This window comes from Castellaniella caeni NBRC 101664, from assembly GCF_001592225.1.
Lineage (GTDB): Bacteria > Pseudomonadota > Gammaproteobacteria > Burkholderiales > Burkholderiaceae_B > Castellaniella > Castellaniella caeni.
The window spans coordinates 157,011-175,983 of sequence record NZ_BCWN01000002.1 but is presented as its reverse complement, the minus strand read 5'-3'; the positions used below and the strand labels follow the sequence as shown (position 1 = coordinate 175,983).

Below are 18,973 nucleotides of genomic sequence, written 5' to 3'. Positions count from 1 at the left end.
GGCGCCCGGGGCCTGTCCGCATCAACCAGGCTGCGCGGTGCGTCCCTGGCTGCGCAGCACGTGTCCGTACCAGGCAAGAAGCAGAACCGCCGTCAGAGCGAGCCCGGCCATGGCCATGATCCACATCGTCGCGGCGCCGACGGGCGCGCCGGGCATGAACCACCTGGCCGCCGGGCGCAGCGCGCCCGCGGCGGGCCCGTAGCCGAACCACCAGCCGCCGATCAGCCCCAGCCCCAACAGCGCCGCGATCTGCAGGACGAGCGGCACGAGGGCGATCTTGTAGGCCCGCAAGATGTAGGCGCTGACGCAGTGCAGCGCGTCCCAGAAGTGGAACCAGGGGGCGATCTGCAGCAGCGTGAGGGCGATGGCGGCCACGTGCGGCTCGTCGGTGTAGGCGCGCACGATCGCGTGCTGCCCACCCAGCAGCAGCGCGTTGGTGAGCAGCGCCCCGGCGGCCACCAGGGCGATGCCGTGCAGCCCGATGCGGCGCGCCGCGCGCAACTGCTGGCCGCCGACGGCCTGGGCCGTGAGCGAGGCCGTGGACAAGCCCAGCGACATGGGCAACATGTAGCACAGGGCAATCACGTTGGCCAGAATCTGCTGGGCGCCACTGGCGTACAGGCCGTCGCGAGCGATGAGCAGCGCCATGAAGCTGAAGGCGCAGACCTCGATCAGGTACGAGCCCCCCATGGGCAGCCCCAGGCGCAGCAGTTCTTTCTGGTCGGCCCAGCGTGGGCGGCCCACCCGCGGGCGCAGCGCCTGAAAGGCGGGCTGGCGGCGGATCATCCAGAGCCCCGCGGCAAGCATCATCCAGTCCACCACCAGCGTGGCGATGCCCGCGCCGACGGCCCCCATGGGGTCGAGCCCCAGGCCGCCGAAGATGAACCAGGTGTTGAACAGCAGCTTGAAGGCGATGCTGCCCAGGTTGATGAGCATGACGCCGCGCGTCTGCGAAATGGCCGTGGCCATGGCGTAGATGGTGCGAAACAGCAGGGCCGAGGGCAGGGCCAGCGCCAGGGCGAGCAGATAGCCCGCGATGCGTTCGCGCACGGCGGGCTCGATCGTGCCGGACAGCGCCAGCCAGACATCCGGGTACAGCAGGGTGACGCCGCCCAGCACGGAGAGCGCCAAGGCCAGCCAGATGCCTTGCCCCCAGGCCTGCCCGGCGGCGTCCAGGCGCTGGGCGCCGAAGTGCTGGGCGATGATGGGGATGAGCGCGTGGACGACCCCCATGAGGCCGACGAACACGGTGATGTAGATCGAGGCGCCCAGGGCCATGGCCTGCAGGTCGATGGCGTCGGTGTGGCCGACCATGGCGGTGTCGAGGACGGCGAAGATCATGCCGGCCCAGGCGCTCACCAGAATGGGCCAGGCTTGCTGAAGGATGGTGCGCCAGGGCGCGCGCGGCGCCGTGGCCGGGCCAGTGTTCATGACGCCGGGGTGATGCGCACGAGCCGGAATTTCTCGTGCCGGTCGGGGCCGCGCTTGCCTTCCCAGAGCACGCTTACGCCTGGACGCAGGGGCGTGTCGGCGTCGTGGGTGCTGAGCTGCTGCAACACCAGCGGGCACTGGCCGTCAAAGGACAGCTCGATCTGGTTGAAGACCAGGAACGAGGCGCGCTGGCCGCTGCCGAGGTTTTGCGTGCGCACGCATTCGCCGGGGCGCTGGTCGCGCGCCAGGGCGTGCGCCAGCGAGGCCGAGACGTCGCGGTAGCTGCGCACGTAGTCGAGGGCGGGCATCCAGAGCGTGGCCAGCAGCAGCCAGGTGGTGAGCAGGCCGCCCGCCGATAGGGCCGTGCCGCGCCACAGGCCGGCGGGGTGGCTGCGCAGGCGCCAGCGCACCAGGGCCACCCAGGCGAGCGAGCCCAGCAGGGCGATCGTGGTGGCGGGCCAGGCGACGTGCGCGTCGAAGCCGCGCGTCTGGCGCGCGATGTTGGCGGCGATCTGGGCGGGCCAGCCGGTTTGCAGGGCGATCCAGCCCAGCCACACGGTGGCGGCGGTCAGCGAGAAGCACATGACCGCGAACCAGTCGAGCGTGTTGACCACGCCGCGACGCAGTGTAGGCAGCGCGAAGGCGGCCAGGACGGCGCAGGGCACGGCCAGCGTGCTGTATTCGGGCTCGAAGGGGTCGGCGCTGGCCAGCAGCACCAGCAGGGCGCCCAGGGCAAAACTGAGCGGGATGTGGATGTGCGGCGCGCCGAACCAGCCGCGCCAGCGCCACAGGGCCAGCAGCGCCAGGGGCCAGGTGGGCCACAGAAACCAGGGCAGGTCGCGCAGGATGCTGAGCCAGGCGCGCGTGCTGGGCCAGCCAAACGCGCGCTCGGTCCAGAGCAGCCAGCTCTGCGCCCAGTACGGCCCGAAGGTGCGCGCCGGAATCCACCACAGCAGCATGATGCTGGCGGCAATCAGCGCACTGATGACGACCCACTTGCGCTCGGCGGCCAGCGGCCCCCTGGGGATGATGGCGATCAGGGTGCCCAGCATCAGCGGCAGGCTGCCGGGCCAGCCGCGGGCGAGAAAGGCGCCGCCGATGGCCAGGCCCAGGGTGATGGCCCCCGAGATCGGATGGTCGAGCATGCGCGCCACGGCGTACAGGGCCAAAGCCTGGCAGGCGATGAGGGCCGGGACTTCGGAGGTTTCGTGCATGCGCCAGGTGATGCCCACGGTGGCCACGATGAGCAGCAGCGCGGCGTCGGCCAGCATGCGGCCGTAGTCGCGTTCGCTTGGTTCGCCGCCGAAGGGCAGCGCCAGGGGCTGCGCTTCGCTGCGCCGCCCCAGCAGGTAGGTGCCGTACCACAGGGCGCTGGTGAGCAGCGCGAACCACAGGATGTTGGGCACCCGCGAGGCGATGATGGCGGCGTTCAGCGGGCTGAAGAGCAGTTCGAGCAGCGGGCGCAGGGCCCAGATGAAGAAGCCGCCCACCCAGGTGACGAGCGGCCCGTCCTGGGCCTGCGCCAGGTGGCCCACCTGCGGCAGCAGCCAGGCGTGATCCTGGCCCGAGAGGGCCGTGAGCATGGTGGCCAGCCCGGTGACGTCGTCGGTTTTCCAGGGGTCGCGGTAGAACAGCCCCGCCAGGATGTACACCAGCCCCACGACCAGCAGGAACAGGCGCGGGAGCTTGGCGGCCGCCGTGGCTGTCAGCCGGGCCGGCGTGGATCGCAGATCGTCGGAATACACAGGAGGAGGCGGGCGCGAGACGGGGTAATCCCCTATGTTAAATGAAAAAGGCAGCCGCTCGGCTGCCTTTTGCGAAGGTGCCCGCCCGCGGTTGCGCGGCAGGCCACCGGGGCGCGGAACCCTTACTTCTTGATGGTGCCGGCGGTGCGGGCAAAACGCGCGCGGAATTTCTCGACGCGGCCCGTCTCGACGATGCGCGTTTGTGCGCCGGTGTAGAAGGGGTGCGATTCGGAGGTCACGTCGCACTTGAAGAGCGGGTAGCTCTTGCCGTCGATCTCGGTGGTTTCACGCGAGGTGAGGGCCGAGCGCGAGATGAACTTGTTGCCGGTTTGCAGGTCGAGGAACACGACCTCGCGGTATTCGGGGTGGATGCCGTCTTTCATGATGAAGTCCGTTGAGTGTTGGGGTCGCCAGCCAGCCGGATGATGTATGGGTGCCACCAGGGCGCATACGCCATCAAAGACCTGGCAACGTATCCAGGGTTAGCCGCTCATTCTAGCACGCGCGCCTGTTGCGTGCCTGTCCTTGGCCCGGCGCGCTACACCTGTCCGCGTTCGGCCAGCGAGGTGACCTCGGTGGCCCCCACGATCAGGTGATCCAGCAGGCGGATGTCCACCAGGGCCAGCGCCTGCTTGAGCTGGCGGGTGAGGGCGATGTCGGCGCTGCTGGGCTCGGCCAGGCCCGAGGGGTGGTTGTGCGCCAGGATCAGGGCGGCGGCGTGGTGGCCCAGCGCCGCCTTGACGACTTCGCGCGGATAGACCGAGGCGTGCGACAGGGTGCCGCGCGCAAGCTCCACGCAGTCGATGAGCCGCAGCTGGGTGTCGAGAAACAGCGCGATGCAGTGCTCCACTCGCAGGTGCGCCAGGCGCATGGCGCAGAACTGCTTGACGCGTTCGGGCTGGCTCAGGGCGCGACCGTTGCGCAAGGGCTCTTCCAGCGCCCGACGGCCCAGCTCCTGTACCGCCAGCAGCTCGCAGGTCTTGGCCGCCCCCAGGCCGGGAAAGGCCAGCAGCGCCTCGCTTTCCGCCGACAGCAGGCGGCGCAGGCCGCCGAAATGCTCGATCAGCGCGTGGCCCATGTCGGTGGCGCTATGCCCCCGTCTGCCGGTGCGCAGCAGCACGGCCAGCAGCTCCGCCGAGGTGAGGGCATGCACGCCATGCCTGAGCAGGCGCTCGCGAGGACGCTCGCATGAGGGGAATTGGCGCTCTTGTGGCATGTTAGGCTCTAAAATAAGAAGGTTTGAACGATTTTTGACTGGTGAACCATTTTGACCGCTTCCGCTGCCGTCGCCCACGTGCGCCCTGACTCTTATGTCACGCTGCACTACCGCATAGAACCGCTCACGGGGCCCGCCGCCGGCACGGCCTTCGTGGATACCTTCCTCGATCGGCCCGCCACCTTGCAGATGGGTATCGGCCAGTGGGCCCCCGGCCTTGAATCCCTGCTGCTCGACCAGGCGGAAGGCGCGCACTTCACGCGCGACGTCCCGGCCGTCCAGGCCTATGGCGAGCGCAACCCCGAACTGCTGCGCTGGATTTCCCATGACGAAATGGTGCGCAACGCCCCGCCCGACACCGTCTTCGAGGCCGGCGACATGATCGAATTCGTGGCGCCCAACGGCGGGCGCTACTCGGGCGTGCTCAAGACCTTGCAGGGCGACTCCGCCCTGTTCGATTTCAACCATCCGCTGGCGGGCATCGACCTGCAGGTGGAAATCCGCATCCTGGGGGTGTTGTGATGGCCCTCCATCCGGCGGATGCCGCCCCGCCTGCCGAGCAGCTCGACGCGTCGCCCGAGGTCGTGCTGGCCCAGCCCCGCGGGTTTTGCGCCGGGGTTGACCGCGCCATCGAGATCGTCGAGCGCGCACTGGAAATCCATGGTGCCCCCATCTACGTGCGGCACGAAATCGTGCACAACCGCTACGTGGTCGAAGACCTCAAGGCCAAGGGCGCCATCTTCATCGACGAGCTCGAAGACGCCCCGGCGGGCGCCATCGTCATCTTCTCGGCCCACGGGGTGTCGCGCGCGGTGCGCGGCGAGGCGCAAGAACGCCAGCAGCGCATCTTCGACGCGACCTGTCCGCTGGTCACCAAGGTACACGTCGAAGTGGCCCGCATGCGCAAAGAAGGCCGCGAAGTCATCATGATCGGCCACAAGGGCCACCCCGAAGTCGAAGGCACGCTGGGCCAGGCCGACGACGGCATGTACCTGGTCGAGACGGTCGAAGACGTGCAGGCGCTGCAGGTGCGCAATCCGCAGATGCTTGCCTTCGTCACGCAAACCACCTTGTCGATCGACGACGCAGCGCAGGTGGCCGCCGCCTTGCGCGCGCGCTTTCCCGGCATCGCCGAGCCCAAGAAAAGCGACATCTGCTACGCCACGCAAAATCGCCAGGACGCCGTGCGCATCATGGCGCCGCAGTGCGATCTGGTGCTGGTGGTGGGCAGTCCCAACAGCTCCAATTCCAACCGCCTGCGCGAGGTCGCCGAGCGCAAGGGGGTCACGGCCTACCTGCTCGACCACCCCGACATGATCCGCCCCGAATGGCTGGCCAAGGCCAGGCGGGTGGGCGTCACGGCGGGCGCCTCGGCACCCGAGGCGCTGGTGCAGCAGGTGCTCGATCGCCTGCGCGAACTGGGGGTGCGTTCGGTGCGGCCTCTCGACGGCGTGCGCGAACAGGTGTCCTTCCCCCTCCCGCGCGAACTCTCACGCAAAATCCACGAAGAATCATGAAAATTGGTTTTTGCGGCCTGGGCCGCATGGGCGTGCCCATGGTGCGCTGCCTGCTGCGAGCGGGCCACGAAGTGCATGTCTGGAACCGTTCCACCGGCCCCGCGCAGGCACTCGCCGCCGAAGGCGCGCAGGTGTGCGCCAGCCCGCGCGCGCTGGCCGATGCCTGTCCCTGGGTGGCGCTGTGCGTGTTCGATGCAGCGGCGGTCGAAGCCGTGGTTTTTGGCACCGACGGCCTGGCGGCCTCGCGCGGCTTGCAGGTGCTGATCGACCATTCCTCCATTCCGCCCGGGCACACGCGCGCGTTTGCGCGGCGCCTGGCCGACACCCAGGGCGCCCAGTGGCTGGACGCCCCGGTGTCGGGCGGGACAGGCGGCGCCGCGGCGGGCACTCTGGCTGTGATGGTCGGTGGCGATGCCGCCGTGTGCGAGCAGGTCACGCCCGTGCTGCGGGCCTACGCGCAGCGCGTCACCTACATGGGCCCCAGCGGCGCCGGGCAGGTCACCAAGCTGTGCAACCAGACCATCGTGGCAACCACTATCGCCGCCATTGCCGAAGCCGTCGCCCTGGCGCAGGATGCCGGCGTGGATGCCGCGCGCCTGGCCGAGGCGCTGGCGGGCGGCTGGGCGGATTCCACGCTGCTGCAGCTGTTCGTGCCTCGCATGACACAAGAACCGCCCGCGGCGCAGGCGACGCTCGACACCATGCTCAAAGACCTCGATACCGTGGCCGCGCTGGCGCGCAGCCAGGGCACGGCGATTCCGGTGGCCGCGGCGGCCGGGCAGCATTATCGGCTTGCCAGCCGTCAGGGCCATGGCGCGGACGACGTCTCCCAGCTCATCCGGGTCTTTGACCCCGCCCCCGGGAGACGGGCATGAGCCGCGCCCCGCTGCGGCGCACGCTGGGCGCCGTGGCCGTGCTGGCGCTGGCCTATACCGGGGCCTCCTGGTATGCCGGCACCCTGGCGCAGCGCTCGATCGAAGCCTGGGTGGCGCAGGCCAACCAGGATATCCAGTCCGAATGGGCCGGGCCAGGGGCCGCGCCCGCCGTGCAGGTGCTCAGTTACGCGCGCGGCGTGTTTTCCGCCCAGGTGCGCTATGCCTTCCACTTTCAAGACGAGCACGGCAAAGACCAGACCCTGACGTTTGCCGACGCCCTGCGGCACGGGCCGTGGCCCTGGGCCGCCGTGCGCGCGGGTATCTGGCGGCCCCTGGCCGCCTACAGCCAGGTGCAGCCGCAGCCCGGCGGGCTCTGGCAGCCCTGGTTCGATGCCCTGGGGGGCAAGACGCCCTGGCAGGCGGATTCCCAGGTGGGTTTCGACGGCCACGTCGTGTCGCTGTGGCGCTTTGCCCCCGTGCGCACGGCGGACGGCCAGCTGGACTTCAGCGGCGGCTCGCTGGCGGTGGATTATGTTGCACAGACCCGCCAGGCCCACGTGACGGGCGCGGCGGCCGCTTTGACGATCCAGGATGCCGCGACCGGCGGGCGCCTGGCCTTGCAGGGCCTGGCGCTGGACAGCCAGACGACGCGCAGCGGCGACACCGACCTGCAGTCGCGCCAGCGCCTGAGCCTGAAGCAGGCCCGCGTGCAGACGCCCGCGGCGGGCGAGCTCGTGTTCGACGATCCGGCCCTGAGCATTGCCGCCGCGCGCACAGGCAGCCTGCTGGACAGCCGCGTGCAATACGACCTGGGGCAGGTGCGGGCAGGCACGCAGGCCCTGGGCTCCCTGCAGCTCAAGGCGTCCGCCCAGCAGGTGGACGTGGCCGCCTTGCAGCCCCTGCTGCTTGCCTGGCAGCGGATTCAGGCGCGGCGCGGCGGCGCCGATGACCAGCCATTGTCCGCCGCCGACGAGCAGCTGCTGCGCGAGCGGGTGCTGCCGGTGCTGGCCTCTGCGCCCGTGGTGTCGCTCGATGCCTTGACCTGGACGAACGCCCAGGGCAAGACCCGGCTCGACGCCCGGGCACAGTTTCGGCCGGTGGCCGACGCCGTGCCACAGACCCTGGGGGCCGTCATCGAGCGCGGCATTGCCCAGTTGTCGGCGGGGGCCAGCCTGTCCAAGCCCATGCTGCTGCAGCTGGTGCGCCAGAGCCAGGGGGGCGGCAATCCGGACATGGCCGTGGCCTTGTTCAGCATGATCTTCGACCAGTACACGGCGCGTCTCGCGCGCGCGGGCCTGGTGCGGCGGCAGGGCGACGACGTCACCACCAGCCTGCGCTATGCCGATGGCAGCTTGACGGTCAATGACGCCGCCATGACGCCTGCCGATTTTCTCGCCCGCGCGGGGGCCGGGCTGGGCATGGAATAGCCCCCGGGATTGTTTGCCACTTGAATCAACAGGCCCCGACAGGGCCTGTTTCTTTTGTGCGCCGCAATATATCGCAGTATTGAGTCTTGAATAAGACCTGCGGATTTCCCTTAAGAACAAACCCTAGTTTTATTGCATTGCATCAATTGCGTCCTGTTTTTTATTTCTTTTCATATCAATTGCTTGTGCGGTTTTCCTGCATCGGTTCTGACCTGTGTATTTTTCCTGTCATCGGATCCGCCTCCGCAATTGAAACCTCACGTAAGTTTTGCGTAAGTTTCAAATTTCCTAATGGCACTACGCGCAAAAGTGGTCACGCGCCTTTTCGTCACACAAAAATAAAGCTGCTTCCAGAACAAAAATAAATCGCGGGTCTGACACGTAGTATCTCGTCCGGATGCCTCTGGCGCCCGGGGCCATTCAAATCAGGAGACAAAGCAATGAAAGATAAGAAATCGCTGGATCAAGCCTTGCAGACGCAGGTCAAGCGCCGTTCCGTGCTCAAGGCCGGTGCCGCTGGCGTGGCGGGCAGCCTGTTGCTGCCCGCCACGGCGCGCCTGGCCATGGCCGAAGACAAGAAGCCGCTGGGCGCCTGGCCTGCCGGGTCTGACGGTGATACCGTCTTTCTGGGGATGACTGTCGATCTGACGGGCCCGTATTCCGCACAAGGCGCCGAGCAAAAGCGCGGCTACGAACTGGCTGCCGAGCAGATCAACGCCGGGGCGCCGCAGCTGCAAAAAATTTCGCCCCTGCTCAAGAAGGGCGTGCGCGGCAAGACCCTGAAAGTGGGCTACGCCGATGCCGAAACCAAGCCCAATACCGGGGTGCAGGCGGCTACGCGCTTCATCCACGACGAAAAGGCCCTGATGATCGCGGGCAGCACCAGCAGCGCCGTGGCCATCGCCCTGGAAAAGGTCTGCAACCGTGAACACACGCCGTACTTCACGGCCATCTCCGGTTCCAATGAAACCACCGGGGTCGATTGCCAGCGCTACGGCTTCCGGGTGGGCTATTTCGCCTACATGACCTGCAAGGCCATCGCTCCCATCGCCGCCAAAGAACTGGGCAAGAACCGCAAGGCCGCCTATCTCACGCCGGACTACACCTACGGCCACACCACCACTCAATCGATGAAAGAATTCACCGAGAAAGAAGGCTGGACGACCGTCACCAACCAGGTGCACCCGCTGGGCGCCAAAGATTACAGCTCGTACCTCATCAACATCGCCAACACCGATGCCGACGTGCTGGTGTGCGTGGCCTACGGGGCCGACGCGGCCAACGCCATCAAGCAGGCCAAGCAGTTCGGCCTGCTCGACAAGATGAAGGTCGTGGTGCCGTACTGCTCGGCCTTCCTCGAAAAAGAAGTGGGCGCCGACCTCATGGCCGGGGTGCTGGTGGGCCAGGGCTTCTGGTGGACGATGCAGGATCAGAACCCCATTGCCAAAGACTTCGTCGAGGCCTACGAAAAGAAATTCGGCGGCAAGCCGCGCGATTCCGCGCTCTATGCCTATCTGGCCATGGTGCTGTGGGCCGATGCCGTCGAGCGGGCGGGCAGCTTCTATCCTGTGGACGTCGTCAAGGCGCTCGAAGCGGGCGAGGTGCGCGACACCCCGGTGGGCAAGCTCAGTTTCCGTGCCGAAGACCACCAGGCCGACTGCAACTTCCCCATTCTGCGCGGCAAGAAGAAGGCCGACATGAAAAACGCCGACGACTTCTACGACATCGTCGAGGTGGTCAACGGCAAGGACGTGCTGCCGCCGCTGGGTCTGCTGGGCTGCAAGCTGGGGGACTACATCTGATTCCCCGCGGTGCGCCGCTCGTCCGCCTCGCGGGGGCGGGCTGAACGGCGCACCGGCGCTACGAGGTCTCCCTGGTCGTCTTCGCCTTCGCGGGCGGGGGCGGCCAGGGCCACGATCAAGGGACACTCACAGGAGGCAACTCGATGCCGAGCATGTCTTTGTTTTTATCGCAGCTCTTCAACGGCCTGGCCACCGGCCTGTTGCTGGCGCTCATCAGTACCGGCCTGACGATCATCTACGGCACGCTCGGTGTCATCAATTTTGCCCATGGCGCGCTCTTCGTCGTCGGGGGCTATGCGGGATACACGGTCTACAGCCTGACCGATTCATTCGTGCTGGCCGTGGCCGGAGGCTCGGCGGTGGCGCTGGCCTGTGGCCTGGTCATGGAACGCGGCTTGATGCGCAAATACTACAGCCGCCCGCCCGAAGACCAGATTCTGGTCACCTTCGGCATCAGCATCGTGCTGGTCGAAATCGTGCGCGGCCTGTACGGCGGCGTCAGCCTGTCGGTTACGCCCCCCAGCTGGGGCATGGGCATTGCCCATATCGGTTCACTCATCTATCCGCTGTATCGCCTCGAAACCTTGGGCATTGCGGCGGCCACCTTGCTCCTTCTGTATTTCGTGCTGTATCGCACCAGCCTGGGGCTCATCGTGCGTGCGGGGATTGAAGATGCTCAGATGGTCAATGCACTGGGAATCAACGTCAAGCGTACCTTTTTGCTGGTGTTCGGCATCGGTGCCATGGCAGCGGGTTTTGCCGGCGTCATTAATTCTCCGATTGTGGCGCTGACGCCCGACATGGGTTTTCGCTACCTGGTCGATTCTTTCGTGGTGGTGGTGATCGGCGGAGTGGGCTCTTTCCCCGGCGCAGTCGTGGGCGGCATCATTGCCGGTGAAATCCTCAGCCTGACCGCCATGGTCAATCCGCAGTATTCCGACGTCATGCTGTTCGTGGCCATGGCGCTGGTGCTCATCTTCCGCCCGCAGGGCCTCATGGGACAGGAGGGACGGGAATGAATTCGGTTCAAACAAGCACAGTGGACGAGGCGCGCACGGCCGCGCAGGTCGGCACTGCCGCCCAAGGAGGTCGCATGATGCGCAGACAGCTTCCGGAAATGCTGGTGGGCTTGGGCCTGCTGGCCGCGCCCTTCGTCCTGCCCGCCATCGGCATGAGCCCAGACCTGCTCACGCGCATTCTCATCTGGGGGCTTTTTGGCCTGGGCTTCGACCTGTTGTTCGGCTATACCGGCCTGTTGTCCTTCGGCCAGGCGGCGTTCTACGGCACGGGCGGGTTCGTTACGGCCTATCTGCTCACCGACGGCATCGTCGCCAACATGCTGGTGGCGCTGCTCGTCGGCACGGTGGTGGCCGCGGTGGCGGGGCTGGTGATCGGCTATCTCACCCTGCGGCGCACGGGCATCTACTTCGCCATGAGCACGCTGGCCTTCGGCGAGATGTTCTACTTTCTCGAAAACTCCTCGTTCAAGCAGTACACCGGGGGGGAAAACGGCATCGCCGGGGTGCCGCCACCCGAGATTTCTCTGGGCGCTTTCAGCGTGCACATCTCCAGCGGCTGGCCCATGTACTGGTTCGTGGCGGTCATCTTCTTCCTTGGCTATCTGGTGGCCCGCCGCATCGTGCGCTCGCCCTTTGGCGCCGTGCTCAAGGCCATCCAGGGCAATCCCAAGCGGGCCACGGCGCTGGGCCACTCCATCCAGACCTACAAGCTCATGGTGTTCGTCGTGGCGGCCGCCTATGGCGGCCTGGCCGGGGGGCTGCTGGGGGTGTTCCAGTCGTACATGCCGCCCGATGCCTTTGCACTCGACACTTCGGCGCAGCTGGTCATCCAGACCGTGATGGGCGGGGCCGGCACGCTGCTCGGGCCGCTGCTGGGCGCCACGATCTGGCTGTACCTGTACGAAGGCCTGCAGCAGGTGGGCAGCCTGGGGCCCTACTGGAAACTCATCCTGGGCATTGTCTTCGTCGTGCTGGTGACGGTGTTCCGCCATGGCGTGGCCGGGGCGCTGCTTGACTTCTTCCGTCGTCGTCGCCAGGGCCTGCCCGCGGATGTCGATCATGGGGTCAGCCGCCAGGTGGCCAAGAGCCTGGACATCGTCGCGCCACTCAAATCCAGCCGCCCGGGTGCGCCGGTGCTTGAGGCGCGCGGCGTCAGCAAGCACTACGGCGGCCTGAAAGCCAACACCGACATCGACTTCACCCTGCGCGAGGGCGAGCTGCATGGCGTCATCGGGCCCAACGGGGCGGGCAAGTCCACTTTCTTCGCCATGCTGGCGGGCGAGCTGCCCACCACCTCGGGCAAGGTGTTCTTCCGCGGGCAGGAAATCACCGGCATCGGCGTTACTTCGGTGTGCCAGCTGGGGATGAGCAAGAGCTACCAGATCAACCAGCTCTTCGAGCACCTCACCGTGCGCCAGAACGTGATGATCCCGGTGCTGGCGCGCATGCGGGGGCGCTATCGCAACGACATGCTGCGCGGGCTGCATTCCGACCATCTCGACGCGCAGGTGAACGCGGCCATCGCCATGGTCGATCTCACGGCGCATGCCGATACCCGGGTGTCGGACATGTCCTACGGTGAAAAGCGCCGTCTCGAAATCGGCCTGGCGCTGGCCACCGGAGCCAATGTGCTGCTCTTTGACGAGCCGCTGGCGGGCCTGGGGCCCGAAGAACGGGTGCTGGTGGTGTCGCTGCTCAAGTCCATCCGCCAGGGCCGCAGCATGGTCATTGTGGAACACGACATGGACGCCATGTTTGAACTGGCCGAGCGCATCACGGTGCTGTATGAGGGCCGCAAGTTGACCGAGGGCACGCCCGATGAAATTCGGCACGACCCGGCGGTTCAGACAGCCTATCTGGGAGGGATGGACGATGAGTCTGCTTGAAGTCGACAAGATCAACAGCTATTACGGAGATTCCCACATCCTCTTCGACGTGTCCATGCACATCGAAGAGCACGAAGTGGTGGCCCTGCTGGGGCGCAACGGCGCGGGCAAGAGCACGACGCTCAAGTCGCTCATGGGGATGGTCGAGGTGAAGTCGGGCACCATCCGTCACCGGGGGGTGGAAATCCAGCAGCTGCCGCCGTACGGGCGGGCGGCGCTGGGCATCCAGCTGGTGCCCGAAGAGCGGCGCGTGTTTGGTTCCATTTCGGTGCAGGAAAACCTGCAGCTGGCCGCCATGACCGCCGAGAAGCCGCGCACGCTCGACGAAATCTACACGACCTTCCCGCGCCTGGCCGAGCGCAAGCGCAACCGCGGCAAGCAGCTGTCGGGGGGCGAACAGCAAATGCTGGCCATCGCCCGGGCGATGATCCGCAACGCCGACATCATCCTGCTCGACGAACCTTTCGAGGGCCTGGCGCCCATCATCGTGCGCGACCTGATGACGGTCTGCCGCCAGCTGGCCGATGCCGGGCAGACCATCGTCATCGTCGAACAGAACGTACGCGCGGCCCTGTCGCTGGCCGACCGCGCCTACATCGTCAACAACGGCCATGTGGTGTACGAGGGTACGCCCCAGGACTTGCACGAAAACGGCGAGATCATCGAGCGTTATCTCGGGGTCAAGGCGTAGTCGCTGCAGTCCGTCAGGGCGTTTGGGGCTCCACCGCGTGTGGGGCCTTTTTTTATGTGCGCCCGGCGTGGGCTGGACGTGCGTACTCAAGGCCGCTGGGGTGCCACACTTTGGCAGATATCCACATCGACTGGCTGAACTACCGGATTGCTGTGTTCCGGCCCTCGGCTTGTGCGCAGGGCGATCCACCAGTATCGCGTGCAGATCCAGGGTTCATGGCGGGTATTCGGTTGAGATTGGCGCTGATCGTCTCATGTCGGGGCGCTTTATAAATAAAAATTAATCAGACAGTACGCCAACAGATCAGTGCGTCAGACTGAACTAAAGTCAAATTTCTGGGATCTTTTTAAGGGTTTTCCATAGTGTGATCGATATTGCAAGCGCTTGCAAAGCTGACTAAAGTAGTACTCATCAAGGCGGGTAGATGCTTCCGTACTCTTTAGGGTTCCGTGATTGCGATGACAGATCTTGACACTACCAAACTGCCGACACCACGCATGGTTGTGCATGGGGTTCGCAAGTCTTACGGTGCGACCACAGCGCTTGCTGAAGCCAATATTGAATTGCTGGCGGGTGAGGTGCATGCACTTCTGGGCGAGAACGGCGCAGGAAAGTCCACGTTGGTTCGAATACTCAGCGGTATCGAATCGCCCGATGCAGGGACGATGCTTCTGGATGGCGTTTCTTATCACCCCAAAACGATCAGAGATGCACAGGCGAATGCCATTGCGACGGCTTTCCAGGAATTGAGCATTCTTCCCAACCTCACGGTTGCTGAAAACCTTTTGTTGCCCACGCTGCCCACGACGTGGCTCAGTGGTGTGGATAAAACGAATATCAATACCACCGCTGCTCAGTGGCTGGCCGAATACGGCTTACAACATATCAATCCGAAAGCGACAACGGGGCAGTTGTCGCTGGCTGAGCGGCAACGGCTTGAAATACTGAAGGCCTTGCTGCGGGGCCGGAAGCTCATCATCCTTGATGAACCAACCGCGGCATTGCCGGATACCGATTGGCTGTTTACCCAGCTGCAGCGGGCGACAGAGAATGGCACGTCAGTGCTATATATTTCGCACCGGCTTCATGAAATCCGGGAAATCTGTGATCGTGCCACCATTTTCAGAAATGGTCGTTATATCTCTGATGTGGCTCTGGAGAATGCCTCTGATGGCGACATATTTGCCCTCATGGCGGGGCGTGCATCCGCTCGCCAGACAGAGCCATCAACTTTGAGTGCTATGGCCGGGCAAGTTCGGCTGGGTGCTGAAAGGGTGTGTGGCGGCCGAGTGAAAGAAGTCAGTTTCGAGCTTCGCGCAGGAGAAATCCTGGGTGTTGCCGCGCTTGATGGCCAGGGGCAACGTGATCTGTTTCATTTGATATGCGGAGAAGCCCGGATTCAGTCCGGTCAACTCACGTTGGATGGGCGCCCATTCCGGCCGCACTCGCCACTTGCCGCGCTGCGCACAGGAAGTGGTGTGGCCTATCTGCCTGAAGAGCGCAAGGTTGAAGGCATATTCCCCTCCATGTCCACAGCCAGCAATGTCACGCTGTCGATGATTTTCCGGTTTCTCAGGCAGCCTTTTGTCACATTGGCTTCCGAGGTGGCCGCTTCGGGGGCTTATAGCGCCGATGTGGACATGCAGCCACGTTATCTTCGGATGCCCATTTCAGTCCTTTCGGGAGGAAACCAGCAGAAGGCACTGCTTGCCAGGGTGTTCGCTACCAAGGCACGCACGTTGCTTTTGTTTGATCCCACACGGGGCGTGGATGTCGGCACCAAGGAGATTCTGTACAAGGCAATCAGGAAGTTCGTTGCCGGTGGTGGCGCCGTGCTGCTTTATTCCTCGGAATTGAGCGAGCTTTCCGCTTTGACGGATCGCTGTCTGGTTCTGTATCAAGGAACAAACAGCGCGGAATTCGTTCGAGGTGAAATACATGAGCATTTGCTCGTACGCGCGATGAGTGGATTATGATCGCCGAAAATATGCCCGCGGGCGGTTTCAATCCGCCATCGCTCCTCACCACGAGGAAAAATCCAATGAAATCACGCTTGCCACGTGGGATTCAGGACACGTATCTGGTGACGGCCATATTGGTCGTCCTTCTGGCTGTTTATTGGTGGCTGCAGCCCAAGGCGTTCGGCGTATGGCCGATTGCGGGGTTGATGGCCGCGATTGCGCCGCTTGCACTGGCGGCGGCTGGCGAGGCGGTGGTGGTCATCAACCGGGGGTTCGATCTTTCTTTGGCTGGCGTGATCTCTATCGTCAACGTGATCGCAGTGACTCTGCCTTTTGATGGAATCTCCGGCGCTTTACTTCTTCTCGTGGTTTCCATGGCGGTGGGCGCCGCAGTCGGCTACATCAATGGGGTGCTGGTTACCTACCTCAAACTGCAATCTCTGGCGGCGACGTTAGCTGTCATGATCATCCTGGGTGGAATTGCCTTTTCCATTCTGGAAGCACCGGGTGGCAGCGTGAATGACTGGGTAGTGGACAATCTGACCGGGAATATCTTCATGTTTCCCCAGGCATTGCTGGTGCTGCTGCTTGTCTGGTGCGGCTGGGTTCGACTTCGGCGCTCTGCTTTTGGGATAAATCTATACGCAATCGGGGCTGACGAACGTGCGGCGCAGCTCTCTGGCATCAATGTGCGTCGGACGAGAATATATGCCTATATCGTGGCAGGCGTCTTTTACTCGTTTGCCGGAATCATGCTCAGTGCGCAGACTGGAACGGGCAGCCCAATTGCCGGTGACCCCTTGCTGTTGATGAGTTTCGCTGCGGTCGTTCTTGGCGGTGTGTCTCTTTTCGGTGGCACCGGAAGCATCTTCAGCGCCATGGTTGGGGCGGCAATTCTTGTGGTCCTCATCAAAGTCTTGTTTGTCATTGGAATATCTTCCTTTTATACGGCAATCGTCCAGGGTGTGGTGATCATTGTAGTCGTCGCGGTCAATTCCATGATGGGAAGAAGGAAAAAGGAGGAGTGAGCATGCCATCAACTGCAGCCAAAGAACGGCCTGTTTCTGGTGTGGCCACTGACGCTTTCGATATCTCCCCCCATGTGTCTGTCCAGCCTGACACGAGATCCGGCGGCGAAGGGAAGTTCAAATGGGTAAACAGCACCGTGTTGTTGCTGGTTGCCTGTGCCGTGGTGAGCCTCGCATCCCGCTTCGTGGCGCCCGGCCTTGGCACGTGGAGCCAGCTCGATACGGTCATCACTATCAGCATCTTTGCCGTGCTGGCAGCTTATGGGGAAGGGTTGGTGGTGCTGACTGGCGGACTGGATCTGTCGGTTGCCAGCGTTATTACATTGGGAGGCGTGCTGGGCGCGCAGCTGCTTTCGATGAATGTCCCGGATTGGATGGCCTTGATCCTGGTTTTGCTTGTCTGCGGGCTGGTTGGCTTGTGCTCGGGTATCGGCGTCGCAATCGCGAGAATACCGGCGTTTATCATGACCCTCGCTGTTGGCTTGATATTGAGCGGTGTGATTTTGGGCGTGACGAAAGGTACTCCTGGGAACCACGCGCCAGAAATATTCGTCTGGATCATGAAAGCACGCGTGCCGTATTTCGGCATGCACGTGGCCGTACTCGCGCTTGTGGCATTCGCCATGGTTGGATGGTGGCTGCAGCAGTATTCAAAGATGGGCCGCTATTGGTATGCCGTTGGCAATAGTGACCGTGCTGCACACCTTGCCGGCGTGCCGGTTTTCACCGGACGCGTGCTTCCTTATGTCATTGCCGCCATCTGTTACGGTCTCGCCGGCTTGTGTTTGACGGCCTATTCCAACGGTGCCGCTCTCGACATGGGCAGCTCTTATTTGCTGCCTGCCATTGCCGCTGTAGTGATCGGGGGAGCTTCCATCCTGGGGGGCACGGGACACGCGCTGTCCACCATCATTGCCGCCGTTCTTCTGACGCTCATTGGAACCACTGTGCAGGCCATCAATGGAGGCATTGCGGCACGCACCATATTGAACGGGGTAATTATTCTGGCCGCGTTACTGCTCTTGACGATGCGCTCTCATCACAGGAGGAATGCGAAGTAATAAGCAGTTGACACTACACACTGAGGCTATCTTGCCAAGGAGACTTATCATGATGTCAAGGAAACTTTTAAAAGCTGTTTTAGGAGGCGCCGTTCTGGGTTCCGCCGCCGTGATCTCCGCGCTTCCCTCGACGGCTACGGCAAAAACTGCCGACGGTAAATATCTGATATATCTGAGTTTGTCCTATTCTGGAAATAATTGGCAGGATGAGGCTGCGAACATTGTCAAGGCGCTGGCGGCAACACCCCCCTACGACAAGACGGTCGAACTGAAAGAAGTCATCTCGGGAGTCGATCCGCAGGCACAAATCTCCGCCTATGAGAGCATGATTCAAGCGGGGGCCGATGCCATCATCAGCTGGCCCATCGGGCCAACCGCGCTCAATCGTGTGATCAGGCAGGGGTGCAAGCAGGGCGTGAAGTTCTTCATGTACGACGGGACCGTCACGGAACCATGTGCGTACAACATCAGCTACATCACTTCAGGGCCTGGAGAGAATACGGCCCAGTATCTGGTGAATGTGCTTGACGGCAAGGGAAAGATTTTCATGGCTCGCGGTGTTCCCGGAAATTCGGTCGATGAACGGCATTACCGTGGTGCCAAATACATTTTCGATCAGTATCCCGGAATCAAGGTGGTCGATACCTATTACGGGCGCTGGGATAACGCGGTCAATCAGAAGGAAACGGCAGCCGCATTGGCAGCCCACCCCGACGTGGACGGCATATGGTCCGAGGATGGCGAGTTTGGCGCGTTGCAGGCCATGATCGATGCCAAGCGCATCGTCCCGCTCGTTGGCGGGACAACGAACGGGTTCCGGTTGGCGCTCTTGAATCCAGATCTCGTCAAGAAGGGGCTGAAAGGTGCGACTTCCTATTCGGCACCTGCGCAGTCCGGTTATACGTTCAAATTGATGATGCAGATCCTGACTGGGAAAACCAAATTGGCACCTGGTAACTACCAGTACCCGTTGCCGTGGGCAAATCAGGACGAGTTGAAGATGTGCAAGGGCGGTGATTTCGTCGATGGCTGCAATACCTTGCCGGAAGGCGTGGTGCCCAATGGCTTTATTGATGCGTCGCTGGATAGCACCTTCCTGCCTGAAATCAATGTGCAAGCGGTCTTGACTGGAAAACCGGTTCCTGGGAAGACGATTCAGCCCTTGCCGGAACCTTTGCTCGGCAAGGCGCCGAACATGCCCGGATTGAATTGCGATAAATGTAAAGCTGAACCTGCCGCGGATATGTACAAGCTGACAGAGGTGAAGCCGACCGTGGCGCCAGGCAAGTAACGATGGGCGATTATTAACCACTC

General features: G+C 63.6%; 16 protein-coding genes. 12 read left to right on the top strand and 4 right to left on the bottom strand.

What is annotated here, in order from left to right; translation table 11 throughout:
* Positions 1-21 precede the first annotated feature (21 nt).
* The 4 genes from CCA01S_RS02015 to radC form a co-directional block, all read right to left on the bottom strand.
* Positions 22-1,431 carry an MATE family efflux transporter gene (locus CCA01S_RS02015; protein ID WP_066453330.1) on the bottom strand — a complete coding sequence of 470 codons (1,410 nt, stop codon included), beginning with the start codon at positions 1,429-1,431 and terminating at the stop codon, positions 22-24.
* Complete coding sequence (locus CCA01S_RS02010) at positions 1,428-3,176, bottom strand: ArnT family glycosyltransferase (protein WP_066453328.1); 1,749 nt, start codon at positions 3,174-3,176, stop codon at positions 1,428-1,430. The genes CCA01S_RS02015 and CCA01S_RS02010 overlap by 4 nt, the downstream gene beginning before the upstream one ends.
* 122 nt (positions 3,177-3,298) lie before the next feature.
* The gene (locus CCA01S_RS02005) at positions 3,299-3,559 is read right to left on the bottom strand and encodes a type B 50S ribosomal protein L31 (RefSeq protein WP_066453326.1); all 261 of its coding nucleotides are present in this window, start codon (positions 3,557-3,559) and stop codon (positions 3,299-3,301) included.
* A gap of 155 nt (positions 3,560-3,714) precedes the next feature.
* The gene (gene radC / locus CCA01S_RS02000) at positions 3,715-4,392 is read right to left on the bottom strand and encodes a RadC family protein (protein ID WP_066453318.1); all 678 of its coding nucleotides are present in this window, start codon (positions 4,390-4,392) and stop codon (positions 3,715-3,717) included.
* Positions 4,393-4,443: 51 nt separating this feature from the next.
* On the opposite strand from radC, the gene CCA01S_RS01995 reads away from it, so the two are divergent.
* The 12 genes from CCA01S_RS01995 (at position 4,444) to CCA01S_RS01940 (ending at position 18,950) form a co-directional block, all read left to right on the top strand.
* Positions 4,444-4,914 carry an FKBP-type peptidyl-prolyl cis-trans isomerase gene (locus tag CCA01S_RS01995; protein ID WP_066453316.1) on the top strand — a complete coding sequence of 157 codons (471 nt, stop codon included), beginning with the start codon at positions 4,444-4,446 and terminating at the stop codon, positions 4,912-4,914.
* Positions 4,914-5,909, top strand: coding sequence for a 4-hydroxy-3-methylbut-2-enyl diphosphate reductase (gene ispH / locus CCA01S_RS01990; RefSeq protein ID WP_066453314.1), 996 nt, complete (start codon positions 4,914-4,916; stop codon positions 5,907-5,909). The genes CCA01S_RS01995 and ispH overlap by 1 nt, the downstream gene beginning before the upstream one ends.
* Positions 5,906-6,784, top strand: a complete 879-nt coding sequence (locus CCA01S_RS01985; RefSeq protein ID WP_066453312.1) for an NAD(P)-dependent oxidoreductase — start codon at positions 5,906-5,908, stop codon at positions 6,782-6,784. Before ispH ends, CCA01S_RS01985 begins: the two co-directional genes overlap by 4 nt.
* Positions 6,781-8,211 carry a YdgA family protein gene (locus CCA01S_RS01980; RefSeq protein ID WP_066453299.1) on the top strand — a complete coding sequence of 477 codons (1,431 nt, stop codon included), beginning with the start codon at positions 6,781-6,783 and terminating at the stop codon, positions 8,209-8,211. Before CCA01S_RS01985 ends, CCA01S_RS01980 begins: the two co-directional genes overlap by 4 nt.
* A 440-nt stretch (positions 8,212-8,651) precedes the next feature.
* Positions 8,652-10,013: a substrate-binding protein gene (locus CCA01S_RS01975; protein WP_066453295.1), complete on the top strand. Its 1,362-nt coding sequence runs from the start codon at positions 8,652-8,654 to the stop codon at positions 10,011-10,013.
* A 152-nt stretch (positions 10,014-10,165) separates the two neighbouring features.
* Positions 10,166-11,032 carry a branched-chain amino acid ABC transporter permease gene (locus tag CCA01S_RS01970; protein WP_232304946.1) on the top strand — a complete coding sequence of 289 codons (867 nt, stop codon included), beginning with the start codon at positions 10,166-10,168 and terminating at the stop codon, positions 11,030-11,032.
* A complete protein-coding gene (locus CCA01S_RS01965; protein ID WP_232304945.1) occupies positions 11,029-12,918 on the top strand; it encodes a branched-chain amino acid ABC transporter ATP-binding protein/permease in 1,890 nt (629 codons plus the stop codon). Before CCA01S_RS01970 ends, CCA01S_RS01965 begins: the two co-directional genes overlap by 4 nt.
* Positions 12,905-13,609: an ABC transporter ATP-binding protein gene (locus CCA01S_RS01960; RefSeq protein ID WP_066453289.1), complete on the top strand. Its 705-nt coding sequence runs from the start codon at positions 12,905-12,907 to the stop codon at positions 13,607-13,609. The genes CCA01S_RS01965 and CCA01S_RS01960 overlap by 14 nt, the downstream gene beginning before the upstream one ends.
* A gap of 458 nt (positions 13,610-14,067) precedes the next feature.
* On the top strand, positions 14,068-15,585 hold the full coding sequence (locus CCA01S_RS01955; protein WP_146030596.1) for a sugar ABC transporter ATP-binding protein: 1,518 nt from the start codon (positions 14,068-14,070) through the stop codon (positions 15,583-15,585).
* Positions 15,582-16,598 carry an ABC transporter permease gene (locus CCA01S_RS01950; protein WP_084386337.1) on the top strand — a complete coding sequence of 339 codons (1,017 nt, stop codon included), beginning with the start codon at positions 15,582-15,584 and terminating at the stop codon, positions 16,596-16,598. Before CCA01S_RS01955 ends, CCA01S_RS01950 begins: the two co-directional genes overlap by 4 nt.
* Positions 16,599-16,600: 2 nt before the next feature.
* A complete protein-coding gene (locus CCA01S_RS01945) occupies positions 16,601-17,659 on the top strand; it encodes an ABC transporter permease (protein WP_066453284.1) in 1,059 nt (352 codons plus the stop codon).
* A gap of 49 nt (positions 17,660-17,708) precedes the next feature.
* Positions 17,709-18,950, top strand: coding sequence for a sugar ABC transporter substrate-binding protein (locus CCA01S_RS01940; protein ID WP_198149885.1), 1,242 nt, complete (start codon positions 17,709-17,711; stop codon positions 18,948-18,950).
* Positions 18,951-18,973 lie beyond the last annotated feature (23 nt).

Excerpts from the sequence above, each read along its gene's own strand:
- CCA01S_RS02015 (WP_066453330.1), bottom strand. The coding sequence starts at position 1,431 with ATGAACACTGGCCCGGCCACGGCGCCGCGCGCGCCCTGGCGCACCATC.
- CCA01S_RS02005 (WP_066453326.1), bottom strand. The coding sequence starts at position 3,559 with ATGAAAGACGGCATCCACCCCGAATACCGCGAGGTCGTGTTCCTCGAC.
- radC (WP_066453318.1), bottom strand. The coding sequence starts at position 4,392 with ATGCCACAAGAGCGCCAATTCCCCTCATGCGAGCGTCCTCGCGAGCGC.
- ispH (WP_066453314.1), top strand. The coding sequence starts at position 4,914 with ATGGCCCTCCATCCGGCGGATGCCGCCCCGCCTGCCGAGCAGCTCGAC.
- CCA01S_RS01985 (WP_066453312.1), top strand. The coding sequence starts at position 5,906 with ATGAAAATTGGTTTTTGCGGCCTGGGCCGCATGGGCGTGCCCATGGTG.
- CCA01S_RS01980 (WP_066453299.1), top strand. The coding sequence starts at position 6,781 with ATGAGCCGCGCCCCGCTGCGGCGCACGCTGGGCGCCGTGGCCGTGCTG.
- CCA01S_RS01975 (WP_066453295.1), top strand. The coding sequence starts at position 8,652 with ATGAAAGATAAGAAATCGCTGGATCAAGCCTTGCAGACGCAGGTCAAG.
- CCA01S_RS01970 (WP_232304946.1), top strand. The coding sequence starts at position 10,166 with ATGTCTTTGTTTTTATCGCAGCTCTTCAACGGCCTGGCCACCGGCCTG.
- CCA01S_RS01965 (WP_232304945.1), top strand. The coding sequence starts at position 11,029 with ATGAATTCGGTTCAAACAAGCACAGTGGACGAGGCGCGCACGGCCGCG.
- CCA01S_RS01960 (WP_066453289.1), top strand. The coding sequence starts at position 12,905 with ATGAGTCTGCTTGAAGTCGACAAGATCAACAGCTATTACGGAGATTCC.
- CCA01S_RS01955 (WP_146030596.1), top strand. The coding sequence starts at position 14,068 with ATGACAGATCTTGACACTACCAAACTGCCGACACCACGCATGGTTGTG.
- CCA01S_RS01950 (WP_084386337.1), top strand. The coding sequence starts at position 15,582 with ATGATCGCCGAAAATATGCCCGCGGGCGGTTTCAATCCGCCATCGCTC.
- CCA01S_RS01945 (WP_066453284.1), top strand. The coding sequence starts at position 16,601 with ATGCCATCAACTGCAGCCAAAGAACGGCCTGTTTCTGGTGTGGCCACT.
- CCA01S_RS01940 (WP_198149885.1), top strand. The coding sequence starts at position 17,709 with ATGATGTCAAGGAAACTTTTAAAAGCTGTTTTAGGAGGCGCCGTTCTG.